Source organism: Pseudomonas sp. SCPG-7 (assembly GCF_002156405.1).
GTDB classification, from domain to species: domain Bacteria; phylum Pseudomonadota; class Gammaproteobacteria; order Pseudomonadales; family Pseudomonadaceae; genus Aquipseudomonas; species Aquipseudomonas parakoreensis.
This window is the reverse complement of record NZ_MVOO01000014.1, coordinates 53,703-66,174: the sequence shown is the minus strand read 5'-3', so window position 1 is coordinate 66,174 and position 12,472 is coordinate 53,703. Positions and strand designations below refer to the sequence as shown.

Here is a 12,472-nt window from a genome sequence, read left to right as displayed (position 1 = left end):
CATGTCGATCGGCGAATCCGGCCTGGGGTCGGGCACTTCATCCTCCACGCGGCGCCTGGGCGCCGCTGTTCTCGGCTTGCTGCACAGCCATGTCGAACTGTTCGGCATCGAGTTGCAGGAGCAGAAAGCACGCACCGTCAGCCTCTTGCTGTTCGCAGGCCTGGCGCTGGTGTTTGCCCTGCTGTTGCTGGTCGGTCTGTCGACGCTGGTGCTGATCGTGTTCTGGGACACTTATCGCCTGGCGGCAATCATCGGCCTGTGCGTGTTCTACACCTTGGCCGCCGCTTTCTGTGGGCTACGCCTCAAAGCAGCCGTCTTCGATGAATCCTCGCCCTTCCACGGCACGCTGGAAGAGTTGGCCAACGATCGGGAGCGCCTGTTGCCATGAGCTTGCCTGAACTGCCACACAACAGCTCGCGCCGGGAAATGCGCAAGGCACTGATCCGCCTGCGTATGGAAATGCACCGGCAGGAAATCCGCCATGAAGCCGGGCAAGTGCTGCAACCCTTGCAGCGCATGCGCGGGATGACGCAAAACCTGCAAGCAGGTTTCGGCATCAAGCACGCGCCGCTATGGGGCGTGGCTGCTGTGACCCTGTTGGGTTTTATCACCGGCAAGGGCGCGAAAAGCGGTGGCGTCGGCGGCCTGACCCGGCTGATACGTCTGGGCACCAGCCTCGGGCCGCTGATCAGACTGGTGATGCAGAGCTCGGGTAAACGCTGAGCCGGCGCATCTGGCTGCATTCTTGCAATATCCGCGGGATGAACCTCTTTACCCGGAGGTTCAATCCCGCGCGCCTACCCGGTCGGCGGGGTTCACCCAGAACAAGAACGACTAAGGAGGCCCCGTGATCGACGGGCAACCGCTCGCCTGCTTTCAACCTTTCATCGATACCGCCACCGGGCGTATTGCAGGCGTCGAAGCATTGGGTCGCCTGCGCCAGTCCGACGGCCAACTGGCCTCGGTCGGGCCGTTGTTTGCCGACCCGCGCACACCCGCCATCGCTCTGCGCCGCCTCGACCGGCAGATCCGCGATAACGCCCTGAGCCGACTGCATGAAGCCCCCCCGGAGTGGTTTCTCAGCCTGAACATGTCGCCACGCTGGATCAGTCGCCTGCGCGCCGAACAGCCGCTGCCCAGCCTCAAGCAAATGTTGCGACACGACGTCGACCCGCAACGCATCGTGTTCGAGATCACTGAGCTGGGCGGCAACAGTCAGCGTCTGGCCGAAGTGGTGGCCCGTTATCGCGACGCGGGAGCGCGGATTGCGATTGATGATTTCGGCGCCGGTTATTCGCAGCTCGATCGGGTGCTGGCCTTGCAGCCGGACATCCTCAAACTCGACATGCGCCTGTTCCAGGCTGCCGCACTCGGCGGGCCGAGCAGTGACGTGGTCAAGGCACTGGCGCAAATGGCCGAGAAGACCGGCTGCTGGATCATTGCCGAAGGTGTGGAAACCGAGGCCCAGCTCAATTTCGCCCTGGAATGCGGTTCGCGCTACGTTCAGGGCTTCCTGTTTGCCCGGGCGCAGGAGGCGTTCTATCCAACGGATGCCTTCGTGCAGCGCTTCGCTCAATTGCGCCAGCGTTACGTGCGGCAGAAACTGGCTGAACGCGGGCGCCTGATGCAAATGCGTCAACAGCTCAGCGAACTGATGGCGATTCTCCAGGCCTGGGCTCAGGCCCACGCACCGCTCAGTGCGCTGCCGCAACTCGAAGCCTTTCCGTGGTTGCTGCGGTTCTACCAATGCGACCGGCATGGCACCCAACTCACGCCTAACCTTGAATGGCGGAACAACGGCTGGGTCGCCGATAACCGCTACCTGGGCCACAACTGGTCATGGCGTCCGTACTTCTATCATTTGCTGGCCGAAGGCTGGGAGGAGCGTCGCCTGACGCTGTCCAGCACCTACCGCGATGCCACGAGCAACCAGTATTGCCTGACCGCCGGGCAGTTCTTCGATAACGGCGAGCGCCTGCTGTTGATCGATATCGATGCCGCGGGCCTGTAGTTCCGCTTGCAGGTGCGAGCCTGAACCCGGAAGCTAGGGCAACAGTCATCCCAGTCACCGACGGAGAGAACCAGCCTTGGATTGGCAGACCCTGCTCAACCGCGAACGCCTTGGAAAACCGCTGCACAGCCCGCAAGAGCTAGGCCGCAGCCCGTTCCACAAAGACCACGACCGCATCATCTTCTCCGGCGCCTTCCGCCGCCTGGGGCGCAAGACCCAGGTGCATCCGGTATCGAGTAACGACCATATCCACACCCGTCTGACCCACTCGCTGGAAGTCAGCTGCGTCGGCCGCTCGCTGGGCATGCGCGTCGGCGAAACCTTGCGCAGTGCCCTGCCCGACTGGTGCGATCCGAGCGATCTGGGCATGGTCGTGCAATCGGCCTGCCTGGCCCATGACATCGGCAACCCGCCGTTCGGCCACTCTGGTGAAGACGCCATTCGTCACTGGTTCCAGCAAGCCGCCGGGCGCGGCTGGCTCGACGGCATGAGCGAAGCCGAGCGCGGTGACTTCCTCAATTTCGAAGGCAACGCGCAGGGCTTTCGGGTGCTGACTCAGCTTGAGTATCACCAGTTCGACGGTGGCACCCGCCTCACTTACGCCACCCTCGGCACCTATCTGAAGTACCCGTGGACCGCACGTCACGCCGACTCGCTGGGCTACAAGAAGCACAAGTTCGGCTGTTATCAGAGCGAACTGCCACTGCTGGAGCAGATCGCCCACAAGCTCGGCCTGCCACAACTGGAAGACCAACGCTGGGCGCGGCACCCGCTGGTCTACCTGATGGAAGCGGCTGACGACATTTGCTATGCGCTGATCGACCTCGAAGACGGCCTGGAAATGGAACTGCTGGAGTACACGGAGGTTGAATCGCTGCTGCTCGGCCTGGTGGGAGACGATCTGCCGGAAACCTATCGCCAGCTCGGCCCGCAGGATTCGCGTCGACGCAAACTGGCGATCCTGCGCGGCAAGGCCATCGAGCACTTGACCAACGCCGCCGCCAGGGCGTTCGTCGAACAACAGGACGCATTGCTGGCAGGCACTCTGCACGGCGACCTGGTGGAACACATGCACGGCCCGGCCAAACGCTGCGTGCTGAATGCCAAGGACATTGCGCGCAAGAAGATTTTTCAGGACAAGCGCAAGACGCTGCATGAAATCGGCGCCTACACCACCCTGGAAATTCTCCTCAACGCATTCTGCGGCGCCGCGCTGGAGCAACATGGCGGCCGCACGCCGTCGTTCAAGAGCCGACGCATCCTCGATCTGCTGGGCAACAATGCGCCGGATCCCCATGGCCCGTTGCACACTTCGTTTCTGCGCATGATCGACTTCATCGCCGGGATGACCGACAGCTACGCCAGCGACATGGCGCTGGAGATGACCGGACGCTCCAGCCACTGACAGAACACCGCGCTCACCGGGTCGCCATGACTGCCCGGTTGAGTGCATGGTCTATTGAACCGGCGTTACGGTGCGCGATACTTGGGACTTTCACAGGTCATTTGTTTAACACTCAAAAAAGCCCGGACAAATCCTGCTTGTTCAATACTCTACAAGCAACTTACAACATTCAGATAAACAAATAACCTAAACACTTCCTTACGCGACACTGAGTTTGATCGTAGTCGCTTTCCCTTTAGTGTGTAGGACTTATCCTATATCGCTGCTAGAGCCGTGGGAGTTCATGCGGCCGCTCATTTATCTGAGCTAAGGTGCGCGCTTTATTCGCGCACGTATGGGATTTGATTATGAACTCCGTTTTTATTGTCGATGATCACCCCGTCATCCGGCTTGCCGTTCGGATGCTGCTCGAGCATGAAGGTTACAAGGTCGTCGGCGAAACCGATAACGGGGTCGATGCCATGCAGATGGTCCGCGAATGCATGCCCGACCTGATCATCCTTGATATCAGCATTCCCAAACTCGACGGCCTGGAAGTCCTCGCCCGTTTCAACGCCATGGGAACTCCGCTCAAGACCCTGGTGCTGACCGCACAATGCCCGACCCTGTTCGGCATTCGCTGCATGCAGTCCGGCGCATCCGGTTATGTGTGCAAGGAAGAAGACTTGAGCGAACTGGTCAGTGCGATCAAGGCGGTACTTTCCGGTTACAACTATTTCCCCAGCCAGGCGTTGAATCCGGTGCGCAGCGATGATGTGCGTTATGCCGAACTGGAGTTATTCAAGTCCGTCAATGACCGGGAACTCATGGTTCTGCAGTTATTTGCCCAAGGGCGCACCAACAAGGAAATTGCCAAAGGCATGTTTCTCAGTAACAAGACTGTCAGTACCTATAAAAAACGCCTGATGCAGAAACTGAAAGCCAGGTCGCTGGTGGAACTTATCGAGATGGCCAAACGCAACGCACTAGTGTGAGAGCCCGAATGCCCAGTCGTTTAAAGATCTATCTTGCCCTCTTGTGTGCGAGCCTGTGCCTGGCGACTCAGAGCCATGCCGACCTCGTTACGGCGCAAGAGTATGTGCTGCGCAGCCGTTCGGGTCATGAAGCACTGTCCGTGACACTGGAGCCTGCGCAGCGACAATGGCTGCAGACGCGCAGCGAACTGATACTGGGCACTTCCGCACCGGATTATCCACCGTTCGACATGACGGCCAGCGGTCGCGATTATGAGGGCTTTACCGCCGATTACGCCGGCCTCCTCGAACAGGCCAGCGGACTGCCAGTGCGGGTCCAGCGCTTTGCCTCACGGGAAGCCGCCTTGCGCGCATTGAAAGCCGGTCAGGTCGACATGCTCGGTACCGCCAACGGTTTCGAAGCCAGTGACGCTGACATCCTGCTTTCAACGCCCTACGCCATCGATCAGCCGGTACTGGTCACCCGTGAAGACGAATCCCGCACACTCACCCAGGGACTGGCCGGTCTGCGCCTGAGCATGGTCTATCACTATCTGCCCCAGGACGAGGTCCGGGCGCTGTATCCCAAGGCCATCCTGACCTCCTATCCGTCCTACCAAAACGCAATCAACGCGGTGGCGTTTGATCAGGCCGACGTGTTTCTGGGCGATACCATTTCCACCCACTACATGATCAACAAGGGCTATCTGAACAACATCCGCATGGCCAATTTCGGCAAACAGGAAGCCCACGGTTTCAGTTTTGCCGTACACGCCGAAAACCCGCAACTGCTGGCCATCATCAACGCCGTGCTACAGGCCATACCGACCAGTGAACGGGACAGCATCGCCAAGCGCTGGAGCGCCGGCAGCGACATTCTGCTGACCGACCAGAAGCTGCAACTGACCCATCACGAAGAGCAATGGCTCAAACAGCACCCGGTGCTGCGTGTGGTGGTGAACGAAGCGTTCGCCCCGCTGACGTTCTTCGACAGCGATGGCAATCTGCGCGGCATTACCGCAGACCTGCTTGAGCTGCTGCGCTTGCGCACCGGCATGCGCTTCGAACTGGTGCGCAGCCGCAGCGACGGCGACATGGTGGAGCAGATCAATCAGCATCGGGCCGATCTGATCGCGGCGCTGCTTCCCAGCCCGCAGCGGGAAAAAACCCTGCAATTCAGTCGCCCCTATCTGGAAAACTCCTTCGTCCTGCTGACCCGCAAATCCCCCGACAGCCCGACGCATCCGGCTCAGCTCAGGGGCAAATACCTGGCGATTGCCCAGGGCAGCCCCATGACCGATTACCTGCGCCGCGAGTTTCCCGATATCCGCCTGACCGAAACCTCGGACACCTTCGGCGCCGCGACATTGCTCGCTGAAGGCAGGGCCGATGGCGCGGTCACCTCACTGGTCATCGCCAATTACCTGATCTCGTCGCGGATCTTCGAACATCAGTTGCAGATCACCACGACTCTGGGCACTCGCCAGGCCGCCTTCTCGCTGGCCACGGCGCGTGACAACCGCGAGCTGAGCTCGATCCTCGACAAAGCGCTGCTGAGCATCAGCCCCGAAGAACTGGGCGTCATCAACAGCCGCTGGCGCGGTTTTTCCAATGCCGCGCAAAGCAACTGGCATCAATACCAGCGCCTGTTTTACCAACTGATCGGGGCGGCATGCCTGCTGCTGTTGCTGTCACTGCTCTGGAACGCCTACATGCGTCGCCAGATCAAGCAACGTCAGGCCGCCGAGCGCGCGCTCAACGATCAGTTCGAATTCATGCGCTCGCTGGTCAACGGCACCCCTCACCCGATCTACGTGCGTGACCGCCGGGGTCTGCTGCAAAGCTGCAACGACAGCTATCTGGAAGCCTTCAACGCCAAACGCGAAGACGTGATCGGCAAAAGTGTCATGCAGGGCACCCTGAGCAATGCCTTCGAAGCCCAGGCCTTCCAGGCGGATTACCAACGGGTGGTGGCCGAAGGGACGCCGCTGCTGCTCGACCGTCCGCTGCACATCGGTGGCCGGCGCCTGACGATCTATCACTGGATCCTGCCGTACCGCGACTCCAGCGGCGAAGTACAAGGGATCATCGGTGGCTGGATCGACATCAGTGAACGTCGCCAATTGTTCGATGAGCTGCGCACGGCCAAGGAGCAGGCGGACAACGCCAACCGCGCCAAAAGCACCTTTCTGGCGACCATGAGCCACGAAATCCGTACGCCGATGAATGCCATCATCGGCATGCTCGAACTGACGCTCGAGCGCATGAGCGATCAGGCACCGGATCGCTCATCCATCGAAACCGCTTACTGTTCGGCCAAGGATCTGCTGGGCCTGATCGGCGACATCCTCGATATCGCACGAATCGAGTCCGGGCACCTGAGTCTGAGCCCCGAGCGGGTCAATCTGGTCGAAACCGTGGCGTCAGTGGTCAGAATTTTCGACGGTCTGGCCCGCCAGAAAAACCTCGCCTTGCCCCTGACGGTCAATCCTCCCGGACTCGCCGTCGACGTGGAGCTGGATCCGTTGCGCTTCAAGCAAGTCCTGTCGAATCTGATCAGCAACGCCATCAAATTCACCGAGCGCGGACAAGTGCGCATCGCGCTGGACGTACGACCCAACCACGCGGGCGTGTATTCCCTGATCCAACTGACCATTCACGACACCGGAGTCGGAATCAGCACCGAAGATCAACAACGCCTGTTCGAACCGTTTTCCCAGGCCAACAGTGGTCGGCAACAGGCTCGCAGCGGTGCGGGCCTGGGGCTGGTCATCAGCCGCAACCTCTGTGAAATGATGGGCGGTCAACTGCAGTTGAGCAGTCAGCCCGGGATCGGCACCCAGGTCTGCCTGTCGTTGCCGTTGCAAACGCTGCCGTGCAAGGCCACCGTAGCGAAAACCGCACAGCCGATCGCCCCGTCTGCGACACCGTTGAACATTCTGGTGGTTGATGACCATCCGGCCAACCGCCTGCTGCTGTGCCAGCAGCTGGAATTCCTCGGTCATCGTTTCAGTGTTGCCGAAGAGGGGCAAAGCGCATTTGCAGTCTGGCAGGCCGGCGAATTCGATCTGGTCATCGCCGACTGCAACATGCCAGTGATGAACGGCTATGAACTGACCGAGGCCATCCGCCAACAGGAACGGCGCACCGGCCGCGCACCTTGTACGGTGCTGGGCTTCACGGCCAATGCCCAGCCCGAAGAGGTCAAGCGCTGCAAACAGGCTGGCATGAATGACTGCCTGTTCAAACCCTTGAGCCTCAGCGCCCTGAACCATTGGGTCAACGGGTTGCGACCGGCATCGCCGGGGCCGGCGTTCAATCTTCAGGGCCTGAATCAGTTGACCGGTGGCAATCCGCAGCAAGCCCGGCGCCTGCTCACGCAACTGCTAAAGAGTAGCCGTCTGGATCGCGAGGAGCTTCTGGCCCTGGCGCCGCACAATGACCGTGAAGCATTGGCGGTCGTGGCACACAAGATCAAGGGTGCCGCCCGGATCGCCCAGGCCTCGCGCCTGATTGCCTGTTGCGATGCGCTGGAACAAGCCTGCCTGCAGACAACCTCGCTGGCGACCATCGTGCGCTGCACCGAGGCCACCGAAGCAGCGATTGTCGAACTGGAGCAGGCATTGCAGCGACAACTGGAACCTTTAGAAGAAGGCACACTGGGCGAGCCTTAACTATGCTTGGACGCTGAGCAGTGTGTTTACTTCAATGGAGAGTCAGCAATGCCCAGCCCACTGCGCCCGGATCAACGCCGATTCCCGTTGCACGTGCACATCAGCGTCATGTTCACCTTCCTGCTCTTGCTGACAGGCGTTGTGCTGGGGTTGTTCAATTATCGCCAGACCACCCGGATCATCCTGTCGAGCAGTGAAAACCTGTTCAATCGCATCGAACAGGACGTGCGCCTGGACCTGCATTCAACTTACGAACCGATCCGGCACCTGCTGAGCCTTCTGGCCAACGATCAGGCAGCCGATGCTTCGAACCTGCAGCAGCGTCTGGCGCTACTCAAGCCGTTCACTCAGTCACTCAAGGACAACAGCGATCTCGCGTCGCTGTATCTGGGGTACGGCAACGGCGACTTCTTCATGGTTCGACCCTTGCGTACCAACGCCCTTAAAACCCTGCTCAAGGCGCCGCCGACCGCGGTCTATCAGGTCTGGAGCATCGAGCACGACGCCAGCGGCACCGTATCGTCGCAGTCACTGTTCTTCGATCAGACACTGGCGCCGGTGGGGCGCGACGTCAACTCCGACGACCGCTACGACCCGCGTACCCGCAACTGGTACATCAACGCCCTGCAACAGGGTGACCAGATCACCACTGAGCCCTATGTATTTTTCTCCACGCACAATGTGGGCACCACGCTCGCCCGTCGCAGCAGCGCAGACTCCGTCATCGGTGCCGACCTGACCCTTGAAGCACTTTCCGCCACCTTGCTCAAGCATGTCGTCACCCCCTCCACCGAAATCGTGTTGTTCGATGCCGATGGCAATGCGGTGGCCTATCCCGATAGCCGCCGGCTGATTGTCGACGACCGCAGCGCGCGCCTGGCCAAGGCCGCCGACCTGAGCCCGAACCTGCACGCGTTGCTGTCCGCGCCCCACCAGGGCAAACGGCTCGACGTCAATGGGCGCCACTGGATCGTCGCCCGCAGCAACCTGCAGGAAGGAGGGCCGAAAGGTTTGCAGATGGCCCTGCTGGTGCCGGAGGACGAACTGCTGGCCGACGCCTACCGCATGCGCTGGCAAGGCGCGCTGATCACCCTCGCGATCTTGCTGCTGTGCCTGCCGCTGGGCTGGCTGATCTCGCGGATTCTGGTCAAACCGTTGCACGCGCTGGTCAAGGAAGCCGACGCGATCCGCAGTTTCGATTTCAATTTTCCGGTCACCCGCCGCTCGCCGGTGCTGGAGGTCGACCAGTTGAGCCTGTCGATGGCGCGCATGAAAGACACACTCGCCAGCTTCTTCCGCATCACTGACAGCCTCAGCGCCGAAACCCGCTTCGCCCCGCTGCTGCAACGGGTGCTGTTCGAAACGGTGCAGATCGCCCAGGCCCAGGCAGGGTTGATCTATCTGCGCGAAAGCGACGGCAACCGGATGGAACCCTATGGGCTGGTGATCGACGGTGTTTCGCAGGAGCCGGGCAGGCTCAACGTAATCGGCCAGGACCTGCTGGCAGATCAGGGCCCGGCTTGGTTTCAGCAACTGATCCACGCCGACAACGTGGTCAGCAGCCTTGGCTTCGAGCAGGCCGCAGACTTGCAGAACGTCCTGTTGGCCATGCAATCGCCGCGCATCCACCTGATCGGTATCCGCCTGCGTAATCGCCACAACGAGACCATCGGCCTGTTGGTTCTGCTGATCAACGACAGCGGCAACGCTCAGGATCTGGAAAAACTGCGCCCGGACCGCATCGCCTTCCTGCAAGCAGTGTCCGGTGCGGCGGCGGTGAGTATTGAAAGTCAGCGTCTGCAAGCGAAACAGAAGCAGTTGCTCGATGCGTTCATCCAGTTACTGGCCGGCGCCATCGACGCCAAGAGCCCCTACACCGGCGGCCACTGCCAGCGTGTGCCGGAATTGACCTTGATGCTTGCGCAAGCCGCTGCCGCCAGCCAGGCACCGGCGTTTCAGCGTTATCAGCCCAGCGAAGACGAGTGGGAAGCCCTGCACATCGCGGCCTGGCTGCACGATTGCGGCAAGGTCACCACACCCGAATATGTCGTCGACAAGGCGACCAAACTGGAAACCCTCAACGATCGCATCCACGAAATTCGCACCCGTTTCGAAGTGCTCAAGCGCGATGCCTGGGTCAGTTATTGGCAGGCGCTGGCGCTCGGCGGCAACGCGGTGCAACTGAGCGAACAGCGTGACGCCGCGCTGACGCAACTGGACGATGACTTTGCCTTTGTTGCCCGTTGCAATCTGGGCGGTGAGGCCATGGCGCCCGCCGATCTGCAGCGCCTTGAGCGCATCGCCGAGCGGCGCTGGATGCGCTCCCTCGATGATCGCCTGGGGGTGTCATGGGAGGAAAACCGCCGTCAGGCGCAGACGCCTGCGCCAACGCTGCCAGTCAGCGAACCACTGCTGGCGGACAAGCCCGAACACCTGATCGAACGCGCCGAGAGTGAACTGATTCCGGAAGACAATCCGTGGGGGTTCAAACTGGATGTGCCGCGCTACAAATACAATCGCGGCGAACTGTACAACCTGAGCATTGCCCGGGGCACGCTGACTCGCGAAGAGCGCTACATCATCAATCACCACATGGTGCAGACGATCCTGATGCTCAGCCACCTGCCCTTCCCCGGGCACCTGGACAGCGTTGCGGAAATCGCCGGCGGGCATCACGAAAAAATGGACGGCAGCGGCTATCCAAAGCGCCTGAAACGCGAAGACATGAGCCTGCCGGCACGGATGATGGCGATTGCCGATATTTTCGAGGCGCTGACGGCTGCGGATCGGCCGTACAAGAAAGCCAAAACCCTGAGCGAGGCATTGGCGATCATGGCCACCATGTGCCGCGAGGCGCACATCGACGCCGAGCTGTTCGCGCTGTTCATCAATGACGGGGTTTACATGCAATACGCTGCGCGGTTTCTCGATCCGCGCCAGATCGATGCGGTGGATCCGGCCAGCCTGCTGCGCAAGGCTGGCCTGAGTGCCTGATCAGCAGTCGGTCAGACGCAGGAAGATCGCCGCCAATTGCTCGATACCCGCCTGATCGTCGGTGCCAAAACGCGCCAGTTTCGGGCTGTCGAGATCGAGTACGCCGATCAACCGACCGTCCTTGACCAGCGGCACTACCAACTCGCTGTTGGAAGCGCTGTCGCAAGCGATATGGCCCGGGAACGCATGCACGTCTTCGACGCGCTGAGTCTGCAGACTGGCCGCCGCTGCGCCACACACGCCGCGCCCGAACGGAATGCGCACGCAAGCGATCTGGCCCTGGAACGGACCGAGCACCAGCTCTTCATTGCGATTGAGGTAGAAACCCGCCCAGTTCAAGTCATCGAGCTGGTTGAACAGAAACGCCGAAAACTGCGCGGCATTCGCGATGAAATCGCGCTCGTCCGCCAGCAGCGATTCCAGTTGTGCGGCCAACATGCCATAGCCTTCGAGGCCCTGGCCGCTTTGTTGCAAATCAATCATGCCTTGTGCTCCAGCAATTTCAGTCCCACCCAGTAACGGGCGAATTGGTACGCGCAACGGCCGTTGCGATTGCCGCGCCCGGTGGCCCAGCGCACGGCGAGGATGTCCAGTTGTTCGTCGCGCTGCCAGCTCAGGCCAGCCTTGGCGGCCAACTGGCCGATCCAGTGTTCGACGACATTGAGAAAATGTTCCTGGGTAAACGGATAAAACGACAGCCACAGACCGAAACGGTCCGACAAGGCGATCTTGTCTTCCACCGCCTCACTCGGGTGCAGCTCGCCGTCGACACGCTTCCAGTTTTCGTTGTCGCTTTCCTTCTCCGGCACCAGATGGCGGCGATTGGAAGTGGCGTATAGCAGAACGTTGTCCGGGGCCTGCTCGAGCGAGCCGTCGAGCACGCTTTTCAGCACGCGGTAATCGCCTTCGCCGGATTCGAACGACAGGTCATCGCAAAACAGCACGAAGCGCTGTGGCAGTTTGCCAATCTGCTCGACCACGCGCGGCAGGTCGGCCAGATGATCGCGTTCGATCTCGATCAAACGCAGGCCGGCCTTGGCGTGCTCAGCCAGCAGCGCGCGCACCAGCGAGGATTTACCGGTACCGCGCGAACCCCAGAGGAGCGCATGGTTAGCCGGCATGCCGTCGAGAAACTGCTGGGTGTTGCGGCCCAGTTGCTCCAGTTGACGGTCGACACCGATCAGGTCGGACAGGCGCATGTCGAGACTGACGTCCAGCGGCAGCAAGTACCCGCTACGCCCGTCTCGCTGCCAGCGCGCCGCCAGGCAAGTATTCCAGTCGATCAGCGGACGTGGCGCCGGCAGCAAGGGTTCGATCCGCGCCAGAACCGACTCGGCGCGTTCAAGAAAAGCATTCAATCGGGAATCCACGTCTTCTCCTCGGGTACGTTCACAGTGATGATGTCGATACAGCGACGACAGACAGATCTCAATCC

Annotated in this window: 9 protein-coding genes; 7 read left to right on the top strand and 2 right to left on the bottom strand. The window is 60.9% G+C overall.

Annotated features, from left to right (window positions below; all coding sequences use genetic code 11):
• The first annotated feature begins 1 nt into the window (after nucleotide 1).
• The 7 genes from B1722_RS22420 to B1722_RS22390 all read left to right on the top strand — a co-directional run bounded on the left by B1722_RS22420 (nucleotide 2) and on the right by B1722_RS22390 (nucleotide 11,037).
• Entirely contained in the window at nucleotides 2-388 is a 387-nt protein-coding gene (locus tag B1722_RS22420) for a phage holin family protein (RefSeq protein ID WP_041069617.1), read from the top strand.
• Nucleotides 385-723 carry a hypothetical protein gene (locus tag B1722_RS22415; RefSeq protein WP_041069615.1) on the top strand — a complete coding sequence of 113 codons (339 nt, stop codon included), beginning with the start codon at nucleotides 385-387 and terminating at the stop codon, nucleotides 721-723. The genes B1722_RS22420 and B1722_RS22415 overlap by 4 nt, the downstream gene beginning before the upstream one ends.
• Before the next feature lie 124 nt (nucleotides 724-847).
• Nucleotides 848-2,011 carry an EAL domain-containing protein gene (locus tag B1722_RS22410; RefSeq protein WP_086794308.1) on the top strand — a complete coding sequence of 388 codons (1,164 nt, stop codon included), beginning with the start codon at nucleotides 848-850 and terminating at the stop codon, nucleotides 2,009-2,011.
• Between the two features lie 76 nt (nucleotides 2,012-2,087).
• Nucleotides 2,088-3,416: a deoxyguanosinetriphosphate triphosphohydrolase gene (locus tag B1722_RS22405; protein ID WP_086794306.1), complete on the top strand. Its 1,329-nt coding sequence runs from the start codon at nucleotides 2,088-2,090 to the stop codon at nucleotides 3,414-3,416.
• 347 nt (nucleotides 3,417-3,763) lie between these two features.
• Nucleotides 3,764-4,390, top strand: coding sequence for a response regulator transcription factor (locus B1722_RS22400; RefSeq protein ID WP_041069609.1), 627 nt, complete (start codon nucleotides 3,764-3,766; stop codon nucleotides 4,388-4,390).
• Nucleotides 4,391-4,398: 8 nt separating this feature from the next.
• On the top strand, nucleotides 4,399-8,043 hold the full coding sequence (locus B1722_RS22395; RefSeq protein ID WP_086794305.1) for a transporter substrate-binding domain-containing protein: 3,645 nt from the start codon (nucleotides 4,399-4,401) through the stop codon (nucleotides 8,041-8,043).
• A 48-nt stretch (nucleotides 8,044-8,091) separates the two neighbouring features.
• Nucleotides 8,092-11,037 (top strand): HD domain-containing phosphohydrolase, encoded by a 2,946-nt coding sequence (locus tag B1722_RS22390; RefSeq protein ID WP_086794303.1) that lies wholly within the window; start codon nucleotides 8,092-8,094, stop codon nucleotides 11,035-11,037.
• On the opposite strand, the gene B1722_RS22385 is transcribed toward B1722_RS22390, so the two are convergent.
• A complete protein-coding gene (locus tag B1722_RS22385) occupies nucleotides 11,038-11,520 on the bottom strand; it encodes a GAF domain-containing protein (RefSeq protein ID WP_039770434.1) in 483 nt (160 codons plus the stop codon). It lies immediately after the preceding gene.
• On the bottom strand, nucleotides 11,517-12,407 hold the full coding sequence (locus tag B1722_RS22380; protein WP_047295439.1) for an ATP-binding protein: 891 nt from the start codon (nucleotides 12,405-12,407) through the stop codon (nucleotides 11,517-11,519). The genes B1722_RS22385 and B1722_RS22380 overlap by 4 nt, the downstream gene beginning before the upstream one ends.
• Nucleotides 12,408-12,472: the final 65 nt, after the last annotated feature.